General features: G+C 46.8%; 21 protein-coding genes. 5 read left to right on the top strand and 16 right to left on the bottom strand.

Going from position 1 to position 26122, the window contains the following annotated elements; genetic code table 11:
- Positions 1-281: 281 nt before the first annotated feature.
- The 8 genes from F752_RS0119820 to F752_RS25580 form a co-directional block, all read right to left on the bottom strand.
- Entirely contained in the window at positions 282-1574 is a 1293-nt protein-coding gene (locus F752_RS0119820; RefSeq protein ID WP_017733490.1) for a tyrosine-type recombinase/integrase, read from the bottom strand.
- A gap of 187 nt (positions 1575-1761) precedes the next feature.
- Positions 1762-2721: an L-threonylcarbamoyladenylate synthase gene (locus F752_RS0119815; protein ID WP_017733489.1), complete on the bottom strand. Its 960-nt coding sequence runs from the start codon at positions 2719-2721 to the stop codon at positions 1762-1764.
- Between the two features lie 42 nt (positions 2722-2763).
- Positions 2764-3477 carry a tetratricopeptide repeat protein gene (locus F752_RS0119810; protein WP_017733488.1) on the bottom strand — a complete coding sequence of 238 codons (714 nt, stop codon included), beginning with the start codon at positions 3475-3477 and terminating at the stop codon, positions 2764-2766.
- 97 nt (positions 3478-3574) lie between these two features.
- Positions 3575-6385, bottom strand: coding sequence for a FlgD immunoglobulin-like domain containing protein (locus F752_RS0119805; RefSeq protein ID WP_017733487.1), 2811 nt, complete (start codon positions 6383-6385; stop codon positions 3575-3577).
- A gap of 125 nt (positions 6386-6510) precedes the next feature.
- Entirely contained in the window at positions 6511-6927 is a 417-nt protein-coding gene (locus F752_RS0119800) for an acyl-CoA thioesterase (RefSeq protein WP_017733486.1), read from the bottom strand.
- Positions 6928-6949: 22 nt separating this feature from the next.
- Entirely contained in the window at positions 6950-7507 is a 558-nt protein-coding gene (locus F752_RS0119795) for an NUDIX hydrolase (RefSeq protein ID WP_017733485.1), read from the bottom strand.
- An 11-nt stretch (positions 7508-7518) separates the two neighbouring features.
- The gene (locus F752_RS0119790; RefSeq protein WP_017733484.1) at positions 7519-7878 is read right to left on the bottom strand and encodes a carboxypeptidase-like regulatory domain-containing protein; all 360 of its coding nucleotides are present in this window, start codon (positions 7876-7878) and stop codon (positions 7519-7521) included.
- Between the two features lie 126 nt (positions 7879-8004).
- Positions 8005-8592 carry a hypothetical protein gene (locus F752_RS25580; protein WP_051049925.1) on the bottom strand — a complete coding sequence of 196 codons (588 nt, stop codon included), beginning with the start codon at positions 8590-8592 and terminating at the stop codon, positions 8005-8007.
- 104 nt (positions 8593-8696) lie between these two features.
- Between F752_RS25580 and F752_RS26525 the strand changes: the two genes are divergently transcribed.
- Together F752_RS26525 and F752_RS26520 are read left to right on the top strand one after the other, a co-directional pair.
- A complete protein-coding gene (locus tag F752_RS26525) occupies positions 8697-9461 on the top strand; it encodes a M61 family metallopeptidase (RefSeq protein ID WP_201766074.1) in 765 nt (254 codons plus the stop codon).
- Positions 9377-10519: a M61 family metallopeptidase gene (locus tag F752_RS26520; protein WP_201766073.1), complete on the top strand. Its 1143-nt coding sequence runs from the start codon at positions 9377-9379 to the stop codon at positions 10517-10519. The genes F752_RS26525 and F752_RS26520 overlap by 85 nt, the downstream gene beginning before the upstream one ends.
- 168 nt (positions 10520-10687) lie before the next feature.
- Here the strand turns inward: F752_RS26520 and F752_RS0119775 are convergent, their stop codons facing one another.
- Together F752_RS0119775 and F752_RS0119770 are read right to left on the bottom strand one after the other, a co-directional pair.
- Positions 10688-11350, bottom strand: a complete 663-nt coding sequence (locus F752_RS0119775) for a porin family protein (protein WP_017733482.1) — start codon at positions 11348-11350, stop codon at positions 10688-10690.
- Between the two features lie 140 nt (positions 11351-11490).
- On the bottom strand, positions 11491-11901 hold the full coding sequence (locus tag F752_RS0119770; RefSeq protein WP_017733481.1) for a GNAT family N-acetyltransferase: 411 nt from the start codon (positions 11899-11901) through the stop codon (positions 11491-11493).
- Between the two features lie 370 nt (positions 11902-12271).
- Here F752_RS0119770 and glgX point away from each other — a divergent pair, with 370 nt between their 5' ends.
- Complete coding sequence (gene glgX / locus F752_RS0119765) at positions 12272-14416, top strand: glycogen debranching protein GlgX (protein WP_017733479.1); 2145 nt, start codon at positions 12272-12274, stop codon at positions 14414-14416.
- Positions 14417-14658: 242 nt separating this feature from the next.
- On the top strand, positions 14659-16347 hold the full coding sequence (gene ggt, locus F752_RS0119755) for a gamma-glutamyltransferase (RefSeq protein WP_017733477.1): 1689 nt from the start codon (positions 14659-14661) through the stop codon (positions 16345-16347).
- A 50-nt stretch (positions 16348-16397) separates the two neighbouring features.
- Here the strand turns inward: ggt and F752_RS0119750 are convergent, their stop codons facing one another.
- The 3 genes from F752_RS0119750 to smc form a co-directional block, all read right to left on the bottom strand.
- A complete protein-coding gene (locus tag F752_RS0119750; protein ID WP_017733476.1) occupies positions 16398-17204 on the bottom strand; it encodes a cation:proton antiporter regulatory subunit in 807 nt (268 codons plus the stop codon).
- A gap of 112 nt (positions 17205-17316) precedes the next feature.
- Positions 17317-18105 carry a polyphosphate kinase 2 gene (ppk2, locus tag F752_RS24665; protein WP_017733475.1) on the bottom strand — a complete coding sequence of 263 codons (789 nt, stop codon included), beginning with the start codon at positions 18103-18105 and terminating at the stop codon, positions 17317-17319.
- A 427-nt stretch (positions 18106-18532) separates the two neighbouring features.
- Complete coding sequence (gene smc, locus F752_RS0119740; protein ID WP_017733474.1) at positions 18533-22069, bottom strand: chromosome segregation protein SMC; 3537 nt, start codon at positions 22067-22069, stop codon at positions 18533-18535.
- A gap of 67 nt (positions 22070-22136) precedes the next feature.
- On the opposite strand from smc, the gene F752_RS0119735 reads away from it, so the two are divergent.
- On the top strand, positions 22137-22775 hold the full coding sequence (locus F752_RS0119735; RefSeq protein ID WP_017733473.1) for a hypothetical protein: 639 nt from the start codon (positions 22137-22139) through the stop codon (positions 22773-22775).
- Between the two features lie 70 nt (positions 22776-22845).
- Here the strand turns inward: F752_RS0119735 and F752_RS0119730 are convergent, their stop codons facing one another.
- From F752_RS0119730 to F752_RS0119720, 3 genes are all read right to left on the bottom strand, one after another.
- Entirely contained in the window at positions 22846-23946 is a 1101-nt protein-coding gene (locus F752_RS0119730) for an energy transducer TonB (protein ID WP_026135860.1), read from the bottom strand.
- Between the two features lie 169 nt (positions 23947-24115).
- Complete coding sequence (locus F752_RS0119725) at positions 24116-25717, bottom strand: M56 family metallopeptidase (RefSeq protein ID WP_017733471.1); 1602 nt, start codon at positions 25715-25717, stop codon at positions 24116-24118.
- Positions 25710-26090 carry a BlaI/MecI/CopY family transcriptional regulator gene (locus F752_RS0119720; protein ID WP_017733470.1) on the bottom strand — a complete coding sequence of 127 codons (381 nt, stop codon included), beginning with the start codon at positions 26088-26090 and terminating at the stop codon, positions 25710-25712. The genes F752_RS0119725 and F752_RS0119720 overlap by 8 nt, the downstream gene beginning before the upstream one ends.
- Positions 26091-26122: the final 32 nt, after the last annotated feature.

The following is a 26122-nucleotide window of genomic DNA, read 5'->3' as shown; positions in this document are numbered from 1 at the left end:
GCATAGGATAACAAGTTAATAATTTACACTTAACCTGCTGTCCTATTTTCGGGGTCCATTATACTGACGGTATGACTCCTTTTTATGGCATGATTACCGTTAGGCACAACTTTTTCAGCATATGTAGTACGGTTGCAAAGGCTATATCCAACAGGTCAGAGATTTCTGACAGGAGCATCGAGTAAAAAAAATCTCGTGAGCCAGCTTTGTCTGGCTCTTTTTTATGATCACTTTTTTGTAATTAGGGGAAAAGTCTGATTTTGAATAATGTCATAGCTGTTTTAGGAATTTTGCAATTCTTCCTCTTCAAACTCAAAAACCTTGCTTAATTGAGGTAAGTTATTAATATGTTTATCAATATAGCTCTTTAATACTGTATCTATGTGGGTATGTCCTGTAAAGCCCATTAATGTTGGAAGCGGTACACCTTCTTGTATAACCAGATTTATAAATGTTTTTCGCCCAATTGAATGGCTGGTAAGTGTTGAATATTTAGGCACCCTTTCACCCTTGTAAATTATGTTCTTCTTTAATAGGGGTATTTGAGAACAAAATTCTTTTATATATTCAGATAGGTATTTAGGAGAGTAAATGGGAACTGTGTAGTTATTTTTCTCTAAAATCCTTTTTACTGGTTTAGATATTGGAATAACTACTTTTATGTTTTTTCTAATGGTTTTTTGTGGGTAAAATTCTAAACAACCATTCAGAACATAATCCTTTGTTAAATTCTTTGCGTCTATCTGTCGCATTCCAGTGTGAGAGAGAAAAACGATAATATCCTTTGTTCGTTCTTCTCTTTTTGTCTTTGGCTGATATTCTAATATTTCGTTGAGTTCATCACGTTCTAAGCATAAGGTATCGGTTTTTGTTTTATCTAATTTTTCCCATGTGTCAGGTTTTATTTTGTGTTTTACCTCCTTTCTATCTAACCATTTAACAAACGTTACAAATACTTCTATGCGCTGATTAATAGTGGAAGATGCATTGCCTTTTTCGTTCAAGCAATAGTCGATGTACTTTTCTACAAAACTGTAATTGAAGTTTTCCAGATTTAGAAAATACTTGTAATGCTTATCCGCTTCTAACATTAATTTACCAGCAAATTCATAATACTCAATACTACTTTCCGAAAGCCTTTTATTATTCTTTCTTTCCTCAATAAATTCGGTAAACAGTTTATGGACATCTGTTACTGGTTCTGGCTTATTTAAACCAGCTTCTAAATAATTAATAGGCGGTAACTTTCCATGAAATTCATGTTGATGCTGATTTATTAAAGAAAGTAATCTATTATAGATATTATCTACTATCGTTTCATCACCAACTCTTAAAGCACCTCTTTTTGGTTTGTGGTTCCTCTTATCCCATTCCTTTGCAGATAGCTTAACACCCGTATTAAACCGCTTTATCTTACCCGAATTTGAATAGTAAATTACTATGGTTCCTCGACCAGTTTTTGGACTGATATTGTATAGCATCCTTTTAATATTTTTTCCAGCATCCATAAGAGTTAGTAAAGAATTAGTAAAATTTTGCTTACAATTATTTGATTTATGCTTGTATAAAAACATAAAAAAACCGCTTTAAGGGCGGTAGTAGACAAATATAATAAAAGTGTTTGTTTAAAGTTAATTATAATCATCTAAAGTCTTCATAATCGAATCTATGGGTTAAAAAAATGTTTACCGGCAATTTACTAATAAAACAAAGAGGGCAAAATGTTTTAAATCCGGAAAAGAAACCGCTTTTCAGTTCTGCTTAACTGGCAGCTGCCCTCGAAAGGCGGTCGTTAATGGCTCGCCCGAGGCCATAATCAGGTACCCGCTCCGCCAGAATACGACGAACCGGCATTTTATCGAGTTCCCGCAGGGCTTTAAACAGGTTTTGAGCCGCCTCGTTTAAATCGCCGGAAGGGGATAGCGTAATATGCCGTACTTCAGGATAAAAATCGCGGAAGGAAAGCACCGCTACCTCCTCCTTCGGGTATTTGCGCAGCATTTCAGTAAGGTTGCCGATGAGTACCGGTATGCGTGGTGCATAATGGCTCTTGAGTTGGCCGGGAGCCTGCGGGTTGGAAGAAGAATGCGGCATCAGCTCAATGTCGGTGCAGTAAGGCGCTAAATCTTCTATACCCATACCGCCAAGGCGGTATACAATGGTTTTGCTTCCTTCAAAACCAATAATGGTCGATTCTACACCCACTTCGCAGGGGCCGCCGTCAAGAATATAAGGAACCTGGTCGCCCAGCTGGTCGGCCACGTGTGTGGCGGTGGTAGGGGAGATATAGCCAAAAGGATTCGCGCTGGGGGCTGCCAGTGGAAAATCGAGCTGCTCCAGTAACTGCAGGCTGAGGGGGTGGCGGGGAATCCGCACGGCGACAGCAGGCAGACCCGAAGTGACTACATCAGGAATTTTTGCATTTTTCGGTAGCAGCAGCGTTAGCGGACCAGGCCAGAAGGCTTCCGCCAGCTGCCGGGCTTCCGAAGGGATTTCTTTCAGAAATTCCGCTGCCTTTTCAAGGCTGTGGGTGTGGACAATGAGAGGGTCGAAGGAAGGACGCCTTTTGGCTTCAAAAATACGAAGGGCAGCCTCCGGGTCAAAAGCATTGGCGGCCAGCCCGTAAACTGTCTCTGTAGGAATAGCGACCAGCGCTCCCTGCTCCAGAAGGATTTTGGCTCTGCCGATATCGGTTCCCATTTTAGACTTCAGCTCCTTCATAATTCTTAAAAAGTAAAAATCTTCCGCCAGTTCAGGGTGTGTTTATTCGCAGTATTGCTTTACTGCTTCTTTTGCCTCTTCGCTTCCCAGCTTACCTGCCTTTTTAAAGAAGAGGCAGGCTTCTTCCTTCTTCTCCTCCGCTATATTTGCCAGGCCCATCAGGTAAAAGGCACTGCTGTTCTGCTCATCCGTCTTCATTACTACCGCCAGGTTTTCCTTAGCCGCTGCGGGCTGATTCATCACCAGGTTAATTTTAGCAAGGTTAAAGTAAGCAAGGGTTTTGCCTGAATCTAGCGCAAGTACCTGCTCCAGGTCGGTTTTAGCCTGCTTATATTCACCCATTTCGTAAAGTACGGCACTCCTGTTCAGGTAGGTGTCAGGAAGTTCAGGATTAATTTTTACCACCTGGTTGTAATCCTGCAGTGCCTCCATAAACTTACCGGTGGTGAGATAAGCATTGGCACGGTTAAAGAGGGGTTTATAAGTGCTGCTGTCGTGGCGGATAGCCTGGTTAAAATCGGAAATGGCATCCTCCAGGCGGTCCTGCTCCAGGTAGGCTACTCCCCGCATATTGTAAGCTTCGGCATGTTCAGGATTCTGCTCCAGGAGACGGTCGAGGTAGGTGACAGCTTCTGTAAATTTCCCTTCATCCATTAACTGGCGGCTTTTATTGCTTAACTCTTCTTCGGAAGGAGAGCAGGAGAACAGGCTTATTGAAAAGACTAGGGTGAAAAGGATAGGATATATCTTACGCATGAGTATCAGTTTTTTTGCAGTGCAAATATAGCATGAAAGACAGGAATAAGAAATACCTGTCTTCCATGCCTCTTGTTAAGGAGTAGGAAGATGTTGGCTATTGGAGTATTACCACTGTTTTACCTATCTTCTGATCCTGATACTCCAGCTGAACAAAATAAGTACCCGGTGCCATAAACTGACCGGTTTCATTGGTGCCATCCCAGCTTACAACGGAGCTTCCGGCAGACTGCATGGCCCACAGAAGGGTTTTAATATGAGCTCCCTGCATACTGTAAATTCGAATTCTTACCACCCCATCTTCCGGAAGGATAAAAGGAATTTTCAGTGGTTTGAGTTTAGAGGGTATAAAGGGGTTGGGGAATGGATTTCCCATCACTATTTCTTCTCCGGCAGGATTAGCTGTAAGTGGTAATACGCCGTCAAAATCCCGGAAATAGACACCATTGCCATGGGTGGCCACTACTACACGACCATCGAGGGAACGGTAGCGGATTTGCGGAACGACTACATCTTCAATGGTTTCGGCCCCTTCCTGTAGCCACACCGTGGCATCGCCTTCCAGCGAAAGGGTAGAGTAAAGGCCTACACTGGTACCCACTAAAAAGAGATTTTCCCCGTTCTGGAGCGGAATAATTTGTGCATAGCGAATGGAAGGACCATCGCCTGTCCCGTCAGGATTTTCTTCCAGGTTTCCGCCCACATGGGTAAAATGTAAGCCACCATCTGTCGAGTGGAAAATGCTTCGGGAATTATAGTTGGAGAAGATAACCATAATTTCATCGGCATCAACAGGATTAATGGCAATATGGGCGTTGTAGCCACCCACCGGAAAGAGGGGAGAGCTGATTTTCCGGACATTGACGATGGTACTGTCTGCATCGTCCACCCTAAACAGATTACCCATGGTGGAACCATAATACATAATATTACCCGGATGTCGTGATACTGAAATAGCACTTATGGAACCGCTGTCGATGGCGGTGGTGGGGAGTACTTCCCAGTTCAGCCTTACCGGTTCCTGGCTACCCGCCGGAATCTGGCTCAGGTTATGGTTTCGATACACCACATTGCCGGCGGCCAGGTACATACGATTCGAATTATTGGGGTCGAAGGCGTAGGGGTTCACAAACAGGTATTTTTGCCCTTCTACTCCGCCCGCACCTACCGGATCTACCCTTGCAAAGGAGGTAAGCTCCAGGTCATCGTTCAGCGTTACCCGGTAAATCTGGCTGTTCTGGAAGGAGAGGTAGTAATAGCTGCCCTTGAAGGTGACGTGGGTATAGCCTCCATCTCCGCCAAGTATCCGGTCCCACCTGCTTTTCGGACCTGCATTATTGGTAATCTGGCTGCCGTTGTCCTGTAATCCCCCTACAATGATGTCATTGACCTGCTCCTCGTCCAGCCCAACGGTATAAAACTGACTGGTAATATAGCCGCTGTTGAGGTAATCCCAGCTTACGTCTTCGGCCAGAATATCTTCCGAGCGGCTAATGCCACCGTCGTGCGCGGATAAGCTTTTAGTTGGATCGGAAGGGTAGAACAGCAGGGCGTGCTGATCGGGGTGCTGACCGGGGTAAAAGGAGAAGGCCCCGGTGGTATCATAGCCGCCTATCCAGGCAATATTTTGGGTGCTGGTAAAGCCATCACTGGAGCGGTAGAGGTTGGTGCCGCCCAGGAAAACCACATCTTCTTCTGCCGGGTGTACTTTTACCACCATATTGTAGGAGCCCTGCAGCTCAAGCTTTCCGGTTTCTCCTTCAAATTCCGGTAAATTTTCTGTTAGTTCGGTCCACTTTCCTGCCCCTAAGGCCTCATGCTCATAGCGCCACAGGCGGTCGCCCAGTTCCGACTGTACCAGAAAGTACACTTCATCTTCATCCTGCGGATTCATATCCATGACTGTTCTGCCGAAGGAGGAAGGCCAGCCGGCAGGAGTTATATTTTCCCAGCTTACTCCATCTTCAGAGCGGTAAATGCCGGTATACTGTGCCTTGTCCTGGAACTTTTCTGAGCTAAAGCTGGCATACAGTACGCCGGAGGGGCTAACTTCCACATCGGTGTACAGAGCTGCGGTATCGGCCAGTGATTCCTGCCAGCTGTCTCCTCCATCTATCGAGCGGAAAATACCTCCTGCACAGGCGGCATATACCTCGTCCTGCTCAAGGTTAGAACCGTCGACCTTTACATTGAAAACATAATTAAAAGGAGAGTCGAAATAATTAAGATCTCCGGTGCTGGTGGAGGGAAGTAAGTACCAGCTTCTTCCGCCATCGATTGATTTGAAGATGCCATCACCACGGTAAGGCGCATCGCCACCACGGGCAGATGCACCGATAATTTCGCCGGTGCCATAGTACCAGATATGTGTTTTGCCGGGACGGGTATCCTGGGTAAGGGAGTTCACACTCTGGATAACATTGGGAGGCGTGGTCTTCGTCCAGCTTTGTCCGCCGTCTTCTGAACGCCACATGCCGCCGGACACTCCTCCGGCCAGGATAATATCTTCGTTGGTGATGTCGAGCTCGAGGGCGCGGGTGCGGCCGCCAACATTGAATGGGCCTGCAGAGGTCCATTCTTCTGCCTCAATACCTGCCCGCCGGTAAGCAGCAGCGTGTTTTTTTATGCCCGGGATTTGTCTGGCAAAGGCCAGCTCTCTTTCCCTGATATTGGCGGGAAACTGCCCGGTGCGGGGATCGCGCAGGATTTCCAACTCATACTGCTGCCGCGCCAGAGGGTTATCTTTGCTTCCAATGGAGGCAGGCTGCTGCAGAAAGGAAAGATCTTTGATGACCGCTCCTTCGGGTGGAGGAGGTAAGAAGGAAGGTTGCTCCTTTGGCCACCATTCCATTATCAGGAACAGACTTATGGCAGCCAGGGCAATGTATAAAATGCTCTTTTTGTTCACGGCAAAGTTTTTCTCAAGATACGAAAGAAATCCCTCAGTTTTACTTCCTTACAGCCAGCTGTTTATAGAAGGAAGCTCCCGCAGAAGCAAACCCAGCTTGGGGCTTTTAGTCTGGGGGTGCCGGCTTAGTCAAGATTTTCTTCAAACTGACGAATGGCTTTCTTCAAATGATCGGGAATAGGAAGAGGCCTGCCTGTTTTAAAGTCTACATGCACGAGTACAGAAACAGCGACTGCATAAAGCTGGTTGGGCTGGCCGGCTTCTGCAATAAAATTTTCCTGTGTAAAAGAGGTTTGTCCTATACGGGTGGTACGAACCCACACGACCGGCTGGTGGTGAAGCAGAATTGGCTTTTTGAAGTCAATTTCGGTCCGTGCCAGTACCATTCCCAGTTTGGTCCAGTCCCAGTTACAGGCCTTGCGGAAGTAATCCGAGCGGGCATGTTCGATAAAGGTTAGGAATTTAGCATTGTTCACATGGCCCATCAGGTCCACATCGGCATAGCGTACTTCTATAGGTTTCTGGTATTGAAATCCCTGCATGAGTATAAAATGAAGTTTTGGTTTAGCGGCTGGAAAAGGTGTACTGGCCTGTTTTCTCTATCATCCGCATAATAGAACGGTTAAAAGCTGTTCTGGAAGGTACTTCCTCCATAGCTATCCAGGCAAGCCCTTTGCTTTCGTTGTTTTGCTGCAAAGGCTCTTTAGGATCGGCCGTAAAAAGGAACCGGATATCGTAATGCAAATGCTCCGCTTCGCCCCTTCGTTCGGGAATGGTATGGATATCGATATCAAAAATCGTCTGATCCAGGATTTGGATGCTGCTCAAACCGCTTTCTTCCCGGGCTTCCTTTTCAGCGACACGCCTCACATTTTCGTCACCATCGGCATGGCCACCGGGTTGGAGCCATTTGTCGAGCTTGCGGTGGTGCAACAGCAGCACCTGGTCGCCTCCCGGATTTACTATCCAGGCTGAACCGGTAATATGGCCTTGCCGGAGGTGGCGGTGAAAACATTCCGGTTCCTCCTGCAGCAGCTTTAATATCCTGGAGCGGAAAGCTTCTTCTTCCGCATCAAAGGCCCTGTACTGTGATAGCTGTTGGGTAATTGCTTCTCTGTTCAAGGGTGGCGTTTTTATTCGATAATAATATTGACTTTATTAATCCGCCCTTCGCGCAGGGTATCGGTTTGTACGCCGGCACCTGCATTGGTCATCTCCTCTTTTACCACATCAACAAAGTACACCTTTGGCTCAAGGTCCTTAATTTTTACCCGGCCTTTTCTGTCGGTTAGTACGGTTTCTGAGGCGGCATTTTCTTCCTGGCGGTATTCCTCTTCGGTATGGTAAAGTGTTACCTCAGCATCTGGTACAGGGTTGCCTAATGCATCGAGTACCGTAATACGGATAGAAGTGCTGAGGAACTGTATAGGAGCCGTAAAAGCACTTAAAACCACTACAAGGATAAAGGACAGAACAACTGTTTGTTTTTTCATGAAGTCGAAATTTTTCAGGGTTAACGGAAATAGCCGGCCATATTTTTAGCCGTTACCAAATTCGCACATATCTGCCGGAATTAAAAGAAAAGAAGGACAGAAAGCGATTAACTTAGAGGAATTGACTTAGCTGACCCTGAAAAGCTTACTCAATAAATCGTCGAACGAGAGGGCTTCAGTAAATAAATGGTCGGAGTAAACATTTACCAGAAGTTTAAGATAGCTGGGCTGCTGGTCGATGAGTACATGCTCCAGCAGTATGTTGCCATAGCGCTGGTTATTTAGCTTTTGATGTAGTGGGCTGTTGGGCTTGAGGTAATGCTTTTCAGTGGTTTGCACGTAGGTGCCACGGTCGCGGATATGACGGTCGGTATTCTGCAGGCGATAATCGAGCTGGAGCACCTGGTCGCGCAGGTAATCGAACAGGAACTGAAAGGAGCGGGCGCCAATGGCAGGATGGTAGGAGAGGGCAAAGCCGTTTGCCGGAGCGGACTGGAAGAGGTGCATATGATACATCCCTTCCTTCCTGTTTTTTTTTGAATGATAAGAAACCTCCACAGCCCTGAGCAGGTCGGCCAGGTAGGAGCTTTCCTTCCACACCTTATAATGTTGAAGGTACCGTTCGTTCCGTTTTAATTCCTCCTTTACCTGTACAGCTTCATTTTGGTTCGGCTCCGGGAAAAGCTGTTTTAACAAATCATCTAAAAAAGCCATACTCATTTCCTTTCTCCTGCTAAAAGATCTAAAAGATAAAGAAAATTCTTCGTTTAAGCTGAAAATAATTAGATTTATTCGATAAAGAAAAATCTTACACTTTTATGTCTGTTTATAAGTCTTTTGTAAGTTTATTGTTGCTGTGCAGCCTTTGGTTAAGCGCCACTGCCCAGGAGCCCCTCCGTTACGAAGTTTCCTTCCCTAATGCGGAGCATCACGAAGCGCGCATCAGGGTGCATTTTAACCATTTGCCGGAAGAGGTATTAGCCGTTCGAATGGCCCGCAGTTCTCCCGGCCGCTATGCCCTTCATGAATTTGCTAAAAATGTGTACGATGTAAAAGCTTTTGATGGAGAAGGCAATGAACTGGAAGTGTACCGGCCCGACCCCTACGAATGGCAGGTGGCAGGCCATAACGGAGAGGTTTTTTTTGAATATACGCTTTTTGCCGACCGCATCGACGGAACTTACGCTGCCGTAAATGAGCGACAGGCCCATCTGAACATACCGGCCACCTTTGCCTACTCAGAAGATCTTAAATACCGGCCAATTGAAGTGGCTTTTAAGCTGGATGAGCAGGAAAACTGGAAAGTGGCTACACAGCTAAAGCAGCTGAACGATACCGCTTTTTACGCCCCCAACCTTTATTATTTTATGGACAGCCCTGTACAGGCCGGCGATTTTGATGTGCGCAACTGGACCTCCTCTTCCAATGGCAAAGATTATGAAATACAGCTGGTGCTGCACCATGAGGGTACGGAAGAAGAACTGGATCGGTATGCCGAATGGACCCGCCGTATTGTGGAGGAGCAAAAGCTGTATTTGGAGAACTGCCCGATTTTGATTTTGGACGGTACACTTTCCTGGTAAGTTATCTTCCGGAGGCATCCGGCGATGGCATGGAGCACCGGAACAGCACCATTGTGACCAGTTCCCGACCTTTAGCCACCAGTGCCAAAGATAATATCGGCACTGTGGCGCATGAGTTTTTCCATGCCTGGAATGTGGAACGAATCCGCCCGGCATCGCTGGAGCCATTCGATTTTACTTCTACGAATATGTCGGGTGAATTATGGTTTGCCGAAGGCTTCACCTCTTATTATACCGATCTTACGCTGGTAAGAGCAGGGATACTATCGATGGAAGAATACCTGCAGAACCTCTCGGGCCTCATGAATTATGTATTGCTTTCTCCCGGCAGCAAGCTGCATTCCCCGGTAGAAATGAGCTACCAGGCTCCTTTTGTAGATGCGGCCGTTTCGGTAGATCCGGTTAACCGAGGGAATACCTTTATTTCTTATTACAGCTACGGAGAACTTTTGGGGCTGGCGCTGGATCTCCGCCTCAGGACTGAATTTGAAGAAAAATCGCTCGACGGCTTTATGCGCTTTGTATGGGAGCGTTACGGGGAGTCCGAAATTCCTTATACGCTAAGCAACCTGCAGGCCGCCCTTGCCGAATATAGCGGCAGTCGTGAGTTTGCGGAGACCTTCTTTGCCAAACATATCCATGGAAACGAGCTGCCTGATATGAAAGAATTATTCAGCAGGCTGGGAATTGCCCTTGAGCCCGCAAACCAGAACAGAGGTAGTCTTGGAAGGGCTTACTGGCAGGAAAAGAATGACCAGCTGGTTTTGGGTTCCTACACTTTACGCGGAACTCCTCTTTACGAGGCAGGGCTGGATAAGGGCGATGTGCTGCTGCAGCTAAATGGACAGGCTGTTAACAGCAAAGCAATGCTCGACAGCCTTTTAGCTGGCTCCCGGGCAGGCGATGAAGTAGCGCTTTTATATAGTCGCTTTGGGGAAGAGAGAAAAGTAACGCTCGAACTGGAGGCCGATCCGGAGCTAAAGCTGGTGCCGCAGGAAAAGGCAGGTAAAAAGCAGCTGCGCCTGCGGGAGGAATGGCTTGAAAGTAAGGTGAAGTGAAATGAATATTTCTGCCGTAAAAAAGAAGAGGGCTATGGTAACTACCACAGCCCTCTTCTTTTCTGTAACCTGCCATGTTCATTCTTGCTTAGCTGACATGGAGCCTCTCGGCTCAGGTTTAGCTCCTCCGCCACAGGACAAACCCTTTTCTGCCTTTTTTGTATGCCCTTACCTGAAGGTATATCCTACAGAAAACTTCGCTACCCTGTTATATACATCTATATTGCTTTTTCCGGCATCGAGCGATGAAAGTCCATGGTCATAGCCCGCACTAAGCTGTACGCCATTGGCAAACTGATAGCCTAAACCTCCTGTAAGTCCGAAATCCAGTTTACGGAAGCCACTGTCCCAGTTAATTTCCTGTTCGTAGGAGAAGCCCATAATGCCGGCTTCGCCACGGATTTTATTGGCCACCAGGTATGATAGCTGAGGACCGGCATACAGCTGAAAGCCATTTCCCAGCCGCACCTTCGCCAGTAGTGGGAGGTCAATGTAGTGCGCATCGTCCGTTACCGTCGCCTTTACTTTCAGGAAGTTGTTTGCCTCATAGGTATAGCTGGCTTCAATTCCTTTGGTAGAATAATACAGCCCTGGCTCCAGTATAAAGTGCTGCCCCATCGGTATAGATAAAAATCCGCCAACATGGTAGCCCTGCTTAATGGTGCCTGGAAGGATACTGGCTTCACCCAGCATATCACCAAGGACCTGGCCTACGTCACCATCCCAGCCCGATACATTAAGGCCAGCTTTTATACCGCCACTGATTTGTTGTGCCTGCGCCTGCAGGAAGCCGGCAGCTAGAATTCCGATTAATAACACTAACTTTTTCATACGCCTCAAATTTTCTTTGTTTAAAAGGCATAATGGAAAAACCGTGCCAATCGGGAATTCTTTGCCTGATTTTTTTTGTTCTGAAAGCTTCCAATTTTATCAATCGAACTCGGGAAAAAGCCTCAGGCATATTTAAATGGCTATTTTAGCTTTTTGTCAGCTTTTAAAATAAAGGCCGCTTCATGTTTTTGCATCCCAATTTCAGGGTAATAATCTACTGCAGCGGGGGCGGCCAGTAAAATAAGCGTTGCCTCCGGAACGGCTTCCTGCGTTTTATGGATCAGGGCCTTGCCAATTCCCCGGTGTTGAAATTCCTTATTTACGGCTAAATCAGAAAGATAGGTGCAAAAGGCTCCGTCGGTTACGGAGCGGGCAAGGCCGATGAGTTTTCCTTCCAGGCGGGCCGTTACAACCAAATTTGCATTCCGGCACATTTTACTAATTCGTTCCTGTTGATGGATGGGCCGTCTTTCTGCCAGGCCCGATTGCTGAAGGACCTCGATGAATTCTTCTTCTTTCAGTTGTGACTCTATGATATAGACAATTTCCATGACTAAAAAGGTAAAATGGTGGTGGAAGGAGTAATGATAGTATGGTTAGCGGTTCCTCAACAATTTCAGGATGTTTTTTCCGGAATTGGCAAAGATCGGCAATTAAACAGGATGAAAAAAAATAGAAGTTAATGTATGAATGTATGCAAGGATAGATGGGGCTGTCAGCTAAAGTAGCTCTTCTTCGCCAGGTCGGGCTTTAGTCCAAAATTTTCTTTTTTTAAAAGGAGTGAAAGAGTGCCAGTGTACTTTTGAATAGCAGGCATGGAGCAGCAATAAAGGGTTTTCCTAACTATTTCAGTGTATGCACGTTAATTGGGTGTTAGTAGGTAAAAAATGCCACAAGGACTTAAATAAATGATGCAGCGATATGCCAAAAGATAAAAAGCTACAAATATGGCCAGGAAAACCTTATCCTCTTGGAGCTACTTATGATGGGAAAGGGGTTAATTTTGCCCTCTTTAGTGAATATGCCACTAAAGTTCACTTATGTCTTTTTTCTTCCGATGCAGATGAAGAACAGCAGGCCTGTATAAGAATCAATGAACAAACAGACCACGTTTGGCATGTTTATATACCTGGGATAAAGCCCGGCCAATTATACGGGTACCGGGTAGATGGCCCTTTTGATCCTGAAAACGGCATGCGATTTAATCCTAATAAATTATTGATTGATCCTTATGCCAAAGCAATAAACGGGAAAATTGAGTGGAGCGATGCCATGTTCGGTTATCCCATAGAGGACGAGGATGAAGACCGGCACCTAAAGTTCGATTCCAGCGACAGTGCTAAGGGCATGAACAAGTCCGTCGTAATAGATCCCCGCTTCAATTGGCAGGGGACGAAGCGGCCTAATACTCCTCTGCATAAATCTATTATTTATGAGCTTCATGTGAAGGGTTTTACCATTCAGCATCCGGAAATTGACCCCTCCATCCGGGGCACATATAAAGGCTTGGCAGCGCCGCCTGTAATTGCATACCTGAAAAAATTGGGAGTTACAGCAGTGGAGTTGTTGCCCGTCCACCATTTTGTGAATGATAAAACCCTTGTTGATAAGGGACTCACAAATTACTGGGGATATAACTCCATTGGTTTTTTTGCTCCTTATTCAGAATACTGTTCATCCGGAAAAATGGGAGAACAGGTGAAGGAATTTAAGGAAATGGTGAGAACTTTCCATAAAGAAGGCATTGAGGTAATCCTCGATGTGGTGTATAATCATACCGCCGAAGGGAACCATTACGGTCCAACGCTTAGCTTTCGAGGGATTGACAATCATGCCTATTACAGGCTTGTACCGCAATCTTTGCAGTACTATATGGACTATACCGGAACAGGAAACAGTATAAACATGTTGAGTGCGCGCTCCCTGCAGTTGGTGATGGACAGCCTCCGGTATTGGGTGACGGAAATGCATATTGATGGCTTCCGCTTCGACCTGGCATCTACCCTTGCCAGAGGGCTTCATGAGGTAGGAAGGTTATCTACTTTCCTGGATACCATTCATCAGGATCCTATTATTTCGCAGGTAAAGCTCATTGCAGAGCCCTGGGATGTTGGTGAAGGAGGCTATCAAGTTGGAAACTTCCCTGTGCTGTGGGCAGAGTGGAACGGGAAGTTTCGCGATAGCGTACGCCGCTTCTGGCGCGGAGATGAGAGCCAGGTGGCAGAGCTGGCCAATCGCCTCAGCGGTAGTAGCGACCTTTATGAAGATACAGGGCGCCGGCCAACCGCCAGCATCAACTTTGTAACCGCTCATGATGGATTTACGCTGCACGACCTGGTTAGTTATAACGAAAAGCATAATGAGGCTAATCTGGAAGGGAATAACGATGGGGAGTCACACAATGAGAGCTGGAACTGTGGAGTGGAAGGCCCTACCTTCGACCAGAGCATTATTGAATTGCGGCAGCGCCAGATGCGCAACTTTATGGCCACCCTTATTCTTAGCCAGGGAGTACCTATGATTAGTATGGGAGATGAATATGGCCGCTCCCAGGAAGGGAACAATAATGTATACTGCCAGGACAATGAAATCAGCTGGTTTAACTGGGATTGGGATGAAAGGCAGCAGGCTTTTTTTAACTATACCCGCCGCTTAATCGAAATCAGGAAGAACTCGCCTGTTTTTCGCCGGCGTCGCTTCTTTTTAGGGAGGGCCGTACATGGTTCAGGTGTAAAGGATATTCGCTGGCTCCGGCCCGATGGAAAAGATATGAAGGAGAAGGAATGGAACTCCTCATATGTTCGCTGCCTGGGCATGCTGCTAAACGGGCCGGCCATGGCCGAATACAATGAGCGGGGCCGGCGAATTAAGGACGGTGTTTACCTCATGCTGGTGAATAGCTGGTGGGAGCCTATTCATTTCGCTTTCCCCACTAAACAGCAGCACTGGGACTGGGAGGTATTGGTAGATACCTTCGCCCCGGAAAAGATGGAAAGAGGAACGGTGGTGTCACAGGGAGTAGAACTACAGGCACGTTCCCTGATGCTCCTAAAAAGGAAAAAGTGACCATTAAGTAAAGTGGTATTAGCTATCAGGCAGGAGACTTGCCGGTTCCGGCTCTGGCCCGGAATAAGAAAGTTAAACTGATATAGAGAAAAAGGGCAATTCGGGTATGGGAATTGCCCTTTTTATTTTCCATCCAGCTGAGGTTTCTCCTAAAAGAAGAGGATGCAGGAATATTAAGCTTTTACAAATCCTTCTTTTTGTGTATATTCAAGGTTTAACCATTATTAGTTTGAATTTCACATATGAAAAAGATTTGCTTTTTTCTGGCGCTAACCTTTAGTCCGCTTCTGTTACAGGCACAGGATCGAATAACCGGTAAGCTTTTTGCCACCCGTTCGGAGGTTATTGCCCAAAACGGCATGGCAGCCACTTCGCATCCGCTGGCAACTCAGGTAGCCATAGATATTTTACAAAAAGGAGGAAATGCCATAGATGCTGCCATTGCCGCCAATGCTGCCCTGGGCTTAATGGAACCCACAGGTAACGGAATTGGGGGCGATATTTTTGCCATCGTATGGGATGCCGAAACCAAACAGTTGTATGGCTTAAATGGTAGTGGCCGCTCCCCAAAAAGCCTTAGCCTTGCCTATTTTAAAGAGAACGGATATGAGAAAATTCCCTCGCACGGACCACTGCCGGTATCTGTGCCGGGAACAGTTGATGGGTGGTTTGCTCTCCATGAACGCTTTGGTAGTATGGAAATGGAGGAAGTACTCGAACCAGCGATAGAATATGCAGAAGAAGGCTTTCCCGTAACTGAACTGATTGCTTACTACTGGGGGCGCAGCGCTGATTTTATGGATAAGTATCCTAATTTCAAGGAAGTGTATATGCCTGGCGGTGAGGCTCCTGAAACCGGTGAAATTTTTAAGAACCCCCAGCTGGCCAATACCCTCCGTACGATTGCCAGGGGAGGCAGAGATGCCTTTTATGAGGGTGATATTGCCCGGACCATTGCCGATTTTATTCAGGAACAGGGGGGCTTTCTTTCCTACGAAGACCTTGCCAGCCACACCTCTGAATGGGTAGAACCTATTTCAGCAAATTACAGAGGGTACGATGTGTGGGAACTCCCGCCAAATGGCCAGGGCACGGCTGCCCTGCAGATTTTGAATATACTCGAGGGCTATGATTTTGATACCATCCCTTTTGGCAGTACCATGCATGTGCATCTTTTTACAGAAGCGAAGAAACTGGCTTTCGAAGATCGCGCTAAATTCTATGCCGATCCCGACTTTGTTGATATCCCGCTGGAAGAGCTTATTTCAGAAGAATACGCTGCCGAGCGCCGTGAGTTAATTGACCTGAACCGTGCGGCCAATTCTTATGATGCAGGTAAGCTGGAGCAGGGAAATACCATCTACCTGACCGTAGCCGATGAGGCGGGGAACATGGTGTCCCTGATCCAGAGTAATTACCGCGGGATGGGGTCCGGAATGGTACCTCCCGGTTTAGGCTTTATGCTGCAGGACAGGGGCGAACTTTTTAGCCTGGAAGAAGGGCACGCCAATGTATTTGAACCGGGTAAGCGTCCGTTCCACACCATTATCCCGGCTTTTATTACCAAAGATGGAAGTCCATGGATAAGCTTTGGACTGATGGGAGGAGCCATGCAGCCCCAGGGCCACGCCCAGATTGTGATGAACCTGGTAGACTTTGATATGGGCCTGCAGGAAGCAGGAGATGCACCCCGCATTCATCACGAAGGTTCGTCGGAGCCCACAGGCTATAAAATGACTGATGGCGGAATTTTGCAGCTGGAGACTGGTTTTCCTTATGAAACCATTCGGGAGCTCATGAGGCTGGGTCATGATGTAGGGTTTACGCTTGGCGCTTATGGAGGTTACCAGGCCATTATGTTTGATGAGGATAAAGGGGTTTACTATGGGGCCTCTGAAAGCCGGAAAGATGGTCAGGCCGCAGGCTACTAGAAAAATTGATAAATGACAAAAAGCAGCACCTCACTCAGGTGTTGCTTTTTTTATGACTTAGAAATAGACTCCTTCTCCTTTTCCTGCTGAGTCCCGATATCCTTTTTTTGCTCCTCCTTCCGTACCTGTTTATTTTCTTTCTCTGAAAGCTTTCGCTCAAAGTCAGCAAGTCTTCCCTTCTTGCGGCTGTTAATCCGCTTAATGGCACTGGCTCTTCCGTAGATGATAAGCGTATCGCCGGGGCAAATCTGGGTCTGATGGCCCGGGATGCCGAGGTAGGTGCCGTTTTTCCGGTTGATGCCCAGGATAAACAGGCCCTCTTTGGGTAAGGCCAGTTCGGCCAGGCTTTTCTCTGCCAGCCAGTCATCTTTTTCTACAAATATTTCCGAGATTTCATAGCCACCGGCTATATGGAGCAGGCCCGAATAATCCTGCACATCGAGCCGGGTGTATTTTTGCAGGGCAAAATGAATAATTCTGGAAAGGCCCCTGTTTACAAGCTTACTGCTAAAGAAAACAAGTAACAAAACAATGCCGCCTCCTAACATCAGCAGGCGAACTCCCAGAGAATACTCATGCTCCTGCGGGCCCACAAAAGTAAGCAGCAGGCTGGCCATGACGGACACAATCCCGGCATTACCCAGCAACATCAGCAGCATAATAATTTTACGGCGGAGCGGGTGGTTCACAATATTCTCGGCCTCCTGGGTAGCATAACCTACCCCCGTAAAGGCAGTGGTGGCCTGAAACCTTGCCGATTGCCGCGAAAGCCCGGTATGCATCAGGGCGATTGTGGCCACCTTGGTAATCAATACAGAAATGGTAATAATGATGATGACTGTTAAGACAGGAACCATAAGGGTGCAGACTTTACCTGTTTAACAAATAAGAACAGGAGAGGTTATGGAAAAAGCCGCAGGACTATTCTCCTGCCTTCCCTTTCCTTACAAAATCTGCTGTAATTGTTTTTTAACTTGTCATTTCTCCATTAAAAGAGGCAGGTCCGTGGCCGAGGTGGTAAACGGGATCAAAGGTGCGGATGATGTTAGGGTCGGTTTTGAGGCTTACCCCTGATTTGCCGCGGTTGGGAAAGTTAATTTCAGAAAGTACATAGCGAATCGCCTCCAGGCGGGCTATTTCTTTATTATTTCCTTTAATGATGACCCATGGACTCTCCTCACGGTGTGTATGCTGGAACATCTCCTCCTTGTAATGAGTAAAGTTGTGCCACTTCTGCTGAGCCTGCATATCTACCGTGCTTATTTTCCACTGCTTAAGCGGATTGGTCTGCCGGTCAATAAGACGGCGCTTCTGTTCTTCTATATCGATAGAAAACCAGAACTTTATCAGGCGGATTCCGTCATCTATCAGCATTCTTTCAAAAAGAGGCACCTGCTGCACAAACTGCTGATACTGATTGTCGGTGCAGAAGCCCATAACAGGTTCCACTACTGCACGGTTGTACCAGCTCCGGTCAAAGAAAACAATTTCGCCAGGGTTTGGCAGCTCCTTAATGTAGCGCTGGAAGTACCATTGGCCTTTTTCTACTTCTGTAGGCTTTGGCAGGGCTACAATTCGCATCGCCCTGGGGTTGAGATGGTGAGCAAAGCGGAAAATGGCGCCTCCTTTTCCGGCCGTATCACGTCCTTCAAAAATAATCAGGATACGCTGGTGGGTTTCCTGTACCCAGCGTTGCATCCTTACCAGTTCTATCTGTAAAAGCTCCAGCTCTTCCTGATAAATTTCCCTTGGACTCATTCCCCTTTGTTCCTTATGGCCAGCGATTAATAACAGCCAAATGTACAAATTCCGCAGAAATGAAAAAGTGTAAAATGAAAGAATTCTGTACGTGGTTTTTTCGGTATCAGGTATCAGGTATCAGGTATCAGGTAATGGGAAAATAGGCGATGGCGTTTGGAGCCAGTAATTAAGAATCAAAGACCCGTTAAGCGCCTGTCATTGCGAAGGTGGGGGCGCCTAGCTGACGTAGGAGTCAGTGGCAATCTCTACCAAATAGAAAGAGAGAGTCAAAGAAAAACGTTGAGGAGGTACAACTAAGCGGGAGATGGGAATGCTCCGCTCGTCATGACCGTTTCCATTGGAGCCGTCTTAATTCTTGAAGCTTACTGCCTGTTACTACGAACCACCATTCACTACCAACCAACAACTAAGAACTACCTAAAGCCTACTCCTCAATAACCAGCCCACGTAAATCGACCGGAACGACACGCGAAACACCCATTTCTAACATGGTAACGCCGTACATAATGTCTGTACTGGCCATGGTGCGTTTGTTATGGGTAACAATGATGAACTGGGAATCTTTAGAGAATTTCCGGATAATGTTGTTGAACTTATCAATATTGGCATCGTCGAGCGGAGCATCCACCTCGTCAAATATGCAGAAAGGAGCCGGCTTCAGTAAATATATGCTGAAGAGGAGGGAAGTGGCTGTAAGCGTTTTCTCCCCGCCCGATAACTGATTGATGGTGAGCGGTCGCTTACCTTTTGGCTTGGCCATAATTTCGATGGCTGACTCCAGCGGGTTTTCCGGGTCTGTTAACTTAAGGTCGCAGTCGTCCTCTTCGGTAAAGAGCGAGCGGAATACTTTAATAAAGTTCTCCTTAATCTGGTAAAAAGCAGTCAGAAAAGCTTCGCGGGCCGCTGTATCGAGCTGTTCTATGGTATTCATGAGAGAGCCCTTTGCTTCGAGTAAGTCCTTCTTTTGTTCGCTAATGAAGGTGTGTCGCTCTTTAATTTCCTCATAGGCTTCCATCGCCATGGGGTTGATGGGCCCTATGCGGTCGAGCTTTTCACGGGCAGAGCGAACCATTTCCTTCAGCTGCTCTTCGGTTGCCGTTTCCGCTTCCTGCTCTTCTTCCATCAGCTGTTCTGCATCTATTTCAAACTCTACCGACAGGCGCTCTTTAATGCTGCTGAGCTGGAGCTTGTATTCATTCTGCCTGTTCTGCAGCTCCATCATCAGCGATTGGGAGCTCTCGCGCTGGCGCTGGAGTTCACGGCTCTCCTTTTCATGGGTATCAATAAGTCCACGCGACTGGTAATACTCCTGCTCTGCTTCGTTTACGGCTTTCTCGATATTTTCCTTTTCCCTATACATATCGAGCAGTTCCTCATCGCCTATTTCATTTTTTTCGAGCAGCGCATTTATTTCACCTTCGCTTTCCTCGAGCTGTAGTTTGTTTTTACTGATGCGCTGCTGGCTGCTTTCATAGGCAGTTTGCTTAAAGCCAATTTCCTGCACCAGGCTGTTGAGCCTGTTTTCCTGCTGGTGAAAGAGAATATTCTGCTCATTAAATCGGGAATATTTTAGCTGGAGCGCCTCATTTTGAAGCTGGAGCTCCTCATTAAAATGGGCAATTTTTCCCTCCAGCGACTGTAGCTGCGTGGCTGCTTCGCTTGCCTGAGGCTGTAGATCAATAATTTCCTCCTGCAGGTCGGCAATTTTTGCTTCAATATCTTCCTGTCGGGTAGCGTGGTTGCTGAGCATGCGTGCCATTTGCTCCTGTTGGGTCCGCACACTCACAAACTCCTGCTGTAAATTATTTAACCCGCGCTGATGCTGCTCGATGGCGGCTTTTTGGGTGCTGCCCTTGATGCTGCTCAGCTCCTGTGCCATTTTTTCCTGTTCACGGCTCAGCTTTTGCTGCTCCTCTTCCAGCTGCTGGATTTCATTTTTGAGCTTTTCGAGATTTTTGGCCCGGCCAATGCGCTTGCCTTCAAACATGCCGAGGGAGCCTCCGGAAAGGCTGTGGTTCCGGCGGATTACTTTTCCACTCAGGCTGATGTAGGTGCCGGTATTTTCCTCCACCTGCTGGACTTGAGCTTCATCTGTCAGATATACCTCGTTGAAGAGGAAATTTATAAGCGGCTGATATTTCCGGTCGAATTCAATAATTTCTTTAGCGGGTGTAGATCCGTTTTGCCCATTTGTTGTGCCAGGCTTAAAGCTCTTGAGGCTGTCGAGGATAAAGAAATGGGCGCGACCTCTGGCAGCCTCGTGGAGAAGCTCTACTGCTTCATGGGCCTGAGTTGCCGTATCCACTACATAGTAGTTCATGTAGGGCTCCAGGTAGTTTTCAATGGCTACTTTATAGCGGTCTTCGCAGCTTACAATGTCAGAGAGGAGGGGGATGTTCTGGCCCCAGCCAGTCTTCTTTTTTAGAAAGCGAATAGCCTCCGGGAAGCCCTCCAGGTTATCGACAAGACTTTTGGTAAGGTTGTATTCATTCTGGCGGGAGTCGAGCTGCCGACCATTTTGCGCAATCTGGTCTTTTTGCCGGCTAATAGTCTCCTCCAGTTCTATTATACGTTCCTGCAAGGCTTCTTCGTGCGAGCGGAGCTGCTCCAGGGATTCTTCTTTTTCCTGCAGCTGCTCCCGCAGGTCTTCCATTTTCTCGTCAAATATGGCCAGGCTGCTGCTCTGCTCGGAAGAGTCGCGGGCAGCTTTTTCATGCTCCTGCTTAAGGGAGGAAAGCTGCATCTGCTTTATCTCGAGTGCCTTGCTTTGCTGGTAAGACTGGTCCTGCAACTGGCGGTATTGCTGGTTGGCCAGTTGGGCTTCTTCTCTTATCGTATTGGTTTGGTCTTTCTGCTCATCGAGCGCTTCGCGAAGCTCGTCTAAAAGAGCTTTGGATTCTGCCAACACCTTTTCAGCACTTTGCTGTTCCTGCTGAAGGCTCAGGATACTGAAGGAGGCCCGCTCGTTGCTTTGCCGGTCCAGCTCCAGCTGCTCCTTCAGGTTATCACGCTTATCAGTCAGAAAGCGGAGTCGCTCATTTTTAATTTTCTTATCGCTCTCCTGCTGCCGAATAGTATTGACATGTTCATTAAGCGTTTTTTGCCTGGTTACCAGCAGCTTTTCCTTGGTTATCATGCCAGCCTTGGCTTCCTCAATCAGGGCATCTTTTTCCGCCAGGCGGGCATCGAGATTTGCTTTGCGGTCTTTCTCTTCCTCTATCTGTTTTTGCAGGAGAAGAAACTGGTCGGTATACTTGCTGATGGATTTGCGGGCCAGGCGAATACTTCCTTCCTTGTACTCTGCTTTAAGGTTGAAGTAGCGTTCGGTCTGTTTTGCCTGCCGCTCCAGCGATTTGAGGTTTTTCTCTATTTCAAACAGCAGGTCTTCTACCCGTTCGAGATCGGCGGCAGTATCTTCCAGCTTTTTCAGGCTTTCCTTTTTACGGCTCTTGAATTTGGAAATACCGGCGGCTTCTTCGAAAAGAGCCCGGCGGGAGCCCTCTTTGTCATTCAGAATTTCATCGACCATTTTCAGCTCAATAATGGCGTAGCTGTTAGAAGCGATGCCGGTATCCATAAAGAGGCCGGTAATATCTTTCAGGCGGCATTGTACGCCATTGAGCTCATATTCACTTTCGCCGGAGCGGTAATAGCGGCGGGTAATGGTTACCTGTGCGTATTCGGTGGGGAGAAGGTTGCGGGTGTTGTCGAACGTAAGGGATACCTCCGCCATTTGAGTAGGCTTGCGGGTTTTAGTGCCGTTAAAGATAACGTTCTCCATTTTATCGGACCGCAGGGCCCGGGTTTTTTGCTCTCCAAGTACCCAGCGGATCGCATCGACCACGTTAGACTTTCCGCAGCCGTTGGGACCAACGATGCCGGTGATGCCCTGGTCGAAGTGAATGACCACTTTATCGCCAAAGCTCTTAAATCCTTTGATTTCTAATTTCGTCAGCTGCATAGATTTCCCCTTAACTTCTTCTCGTCAAACAAGCAAATTTAAAATTAATTTATAAATTTGATAGTATATGGAAATCGACGGCGAAATACTTTATATCATTTTAGGGGGCATTTATTTTTTGTATGGCCTCTGGAAGAGTTTCCGGAAGAAGCCGGCCACCCTCGAGGAGGATGTGCCGGAGCAGCCTGAGGTGGAAGTGGAGGAGCCGGTTCGGCCTCACCGGAGGGAAACCGTTTCTAAGCCTTTCGATGAGCGGGTAGGAAAACCTGTTGCGGCTCCCTCTTCTTTTGAAGACCTGCTGCAGGAATTTAAAGGAGCCAGGGCAGAAGCTGAGCAAAAAGCGGGCAGGAAAGTCAGGAAAATACGCGAGGCAGAAGAGGAATTTGAGGCCGTTGATGGCTCTGAAGAACCATCTCAGACTGAACTGGAGGCTGAAAGGCGTATTAGGGAAACGGAAGCAAGAAAAGTGGTGCAGGAACGGGCTTCGGCTGCAGAACGTGCGGAGGTAGTGGCTAAGGAGCTGCGCCGTCAGCAGGACCAGATTTTAGCAGACGCAGAGAAGGTACGACTGGAAGGATACCGAAAGGGGACTGGAGCATCCGCTGGAAATAAGCGGCGAAGGCAGATTCTTCAAATGCTATCTAACCCGGAGAGTCTTAAAAGCACGATGGTGGCAGCGGAGATTTTAAAGCGGAAATATTTTTAGTTAAAACCAAAAAGAGAGGCTGTGGATTCCACAGCCTCTCTTTTTGGTTTTTATTGGTGGTTGTTATTTATTAGTCATCATTACCAACGGCACCAGACTCGGGCAGGTAAAAGCGTACAGGAATCTGTACCTCAGCCATTACTTCCTGTCCATTCTGTTGGGCAGGTTCCCATTCACCGGAAGTGTTCTTAACGGCTTCAATGGCGGCCATCTTCATTTCTTCAATGGCATCTCTAATCTCCATTTCATTAAATGAAGTAGGATTCAAAGGCGTATTATCATATTTGGTTTGGGCTGGAACCACCACGTCTTCCACGGCATTTGCCATCACTACATTACCAGTTTCATCGATAATGGCATTCACAAAAACAATACCTTCAATACCAGCTACGGCTGCGTTATTTGGATACCGGAGGTCGTCCTCAATTTCATCCATCATTTCGTTATAGCCGTTTACCGGAACAGGTTCTACTTCAGGGGCTACATAAGCACCTGTCGCAGCATCAAGCTGTCCGGCCATTTCTGCTCTGCGGGCATTATAGGCATTTACAATATCAATAATTCTCTGTCGCGTAGCTTCTTCGTAATCATCTATGAAATCTATTTCGTAAACACCTATTACAAGGGGTTCAGCAGAACGGTTTGCTACATTTTCGCGTCCCTGATCCATTATTTGGTCATTTCCATCCGAATTATATACTTCGGCAGATCCTTCAAGCGCCTGATCGTAGTCAGTTAATTCCTGGGTAATTCTCTGGTTAACATCTTCATGCTTCTCCAGGTGGGCATCCATATTTTCAACAGTATAAGCAAGATCGTCATTTGGAACGCCCGGTACTGGTGCATACTCTTCTACGTCTGTACCGGCGATTTCATTTTCATCTTCAAGCTCTGTTTCCTCATCTGCAACATATTCTGGGTCAGTTTCATTACCTGCTGTCTGGAGGTCATCGGCGTCGGTATCTATTTCTTCTCCCAGCTCCTCAGTCAGGTCCTCATTCGCAACATTTTCTCTTTCAAGTACTACAGGTTCACTTTCTACCGCCTCTACTTCATTCACCAGGTCAGTATCCTGTTCCTCGGAACCACAGGAACCCAGCAGTAACAATCCTGATACGGCAAGAGTACCTGAGCAATATTTTATCCAGTTCTTTATAATTGGCTTTCTCATAACTATTTGATTATTAGTTTAAAAATTTGAGCGTCTTTTAACTCGTGTTTAAAAAATGCTATTTACCTATATTACGGAAAAGATTCCGAAGGGTTATGTATCATGAGGGTGTGCAAAAAAAAGTTCCCGGTAAAGGGAACTTCTGATGATTAGTGGAGGAAAACCTGTTTTACAGCTTGAATAGGATAGGCATTACCATGCGAACTTTTACTGCCTGCCCTCTTTGCATGCCAGGATTCCACTGGGTTTGCTTTATTACGCGAACGGCCTCCTCATCAGCGCCGTGGCCAATTCCTTTAACTGTTTTAACTTCAGATACCTCACCATTTTCGTCGACCACAAACTGGACGAACACCCGTCCTTCAATTCCTTTTTCCATGGCTTCGGCAGGATATTTAAGTTCTTTACCTATCTGGGCATAAAAAGCTTCCATACCATCTTTTGGGGTAGGCTGCTGTTCTACCACTTCAAAAACAACATCAGAAGCTGACTTTTGGTCGTTAGGAACTTCGATTGTTTCAGCGGGAGCAGTTTCTTCCTTTTGAGCTGCCTCGAATTTCACCGGTAAAGACTCTCCGCTAATTTTAATCAGTTTACTGACCAGTTTATCCTCAAAATCCTGATTTCCCGGATCTAACTGATCCACAATTTCTGCTGCTTTTTGAAAGGTTTCAGCATCTTCAAAACTTGTTAAAGTATAAATGGTTTCCGGGGTAGTAATTTCAATTGTCATTTCTTCCCCGGATTTCCTTATTCCAGTGTTTGCTTTCTCCTGGGTGTTTGGTGTTCTAATTACCACCAGTTTATTTTCAGCTGCTAAATGGTCTGCGGCAGTTAATTCTTTTGTGAGTGGTTCACCGGTTAAGCTGCTGGTCTCATCTTCGCAGGCCACAATAAAAAATACGGCGCCGGCGAGGCTAATACCGAAGAGGGCGCGGAGGATGGGGCTTGAGGGTTTCGTCTGTATCATGCGAATTCTGTTTAAGGTATTATGTTGAAAAAAAGTACTTACTAAAGGAATGTTGGCCTGGCGCAGGCTTTGTTTTACCATCAGCTTTAAATAAGCCTCAGATTCTGCCTGCTGCAGTACGTATTGGTCGGCCAGGTGTTCATGTACCTGCCGTAAGGAATGACGGTAGAAATACATCAGCGGGTTAAACCAGAGAAAGGCAGTTAAAGCTTCCAGCAGCAACAGGTCGTAAGAGTGTTTTTGCTTTACATGTGCCTCTTCGTGCCTGATGACCTGTTGAGCTTCCTCCTCATTGAGAGGGGCGGTATCGTCCCAGAAAATATAGTGGAGAAAGGAGAAGGTAGGGAAGCGGCCCCCTGTGGGGGCTAGTTTGTAGTTATTGCCCTCCTGTAAGCGGAAAGGCAGGCTTTTAAGTAACTGATATAGTTTGATAATACGCCTGGCCGTTATAAGGAGGCTGATGAACAGGCCGGTAAAATATACGCATCCTGCAAGGGTCAGCCAGCTAAAGGCGGTGCCAGATTCCGACGACACAGATCCCTTATTGGCATATACCACCAGTTCGGGAAGGTAGTTCCATGCCTGGCTGGCAGGTTGCCACACCACAGGTGCAGCGGACCAAGTACTGCTCGCAAGAGGGATATGGAACAGGGGGATCAGAATGCCGGCCAAAAGGCTCGATAGCAGGTATATCCTGTTAAAAAAAGGCTGTGCTTTATCGCGCAGTACAAAGTAGTACCCTCCATAGAGTACCGTCAGCATCAGGCTGGCCTCCAGTAGATAGGCGTAGAAATTATTCATCCTTGTCTTCTTTTTTTATATCTTTCTCTACATACTTCATCAGTTCTTCCAGTTCGTGGGAATTCAGGTCATTTTCCTGAGCAAAGAAGGAGACCAGTTTTTGAAAAGAGCCTCCGAAGTAGTTGCGGACAAAATTTTTCAGATAAAAATTACTGTAGTCCGCTTTGTCAATCAGCGGATAGTATTCGTGGGTTTTGCCATAAGCCCTGTGGCCGATAAAACCTTTTGTTTCCAGAATCCGCACGATGGTGGATACCGTATTATAAGCAGGTTTAGGTTCCGGAATCTTGGCCAGTATGTCTTTTACAAAACCTTTTTCAAGCTCCCAGAGGATTTGCATGACCTGTTCTTCTGCTTTTGTTAATTCTTTCATTTTGTGGTTAGTTGGTTAAAATTGTTAGCTGG

It is taken from the genome of Nafulsella turpanensis ZLM-10 (genome assembly GCF_000346615.1).
Lineage (GTDB): Bacteria > Bacteroidota > Bacteroidia > Cytophagales > Cyclobacteriaceae > Nafulsella > Nafulsella turpanensis.
This window is presented reverse-complemented; position numbering and strand designations above follow the sequence as displayed.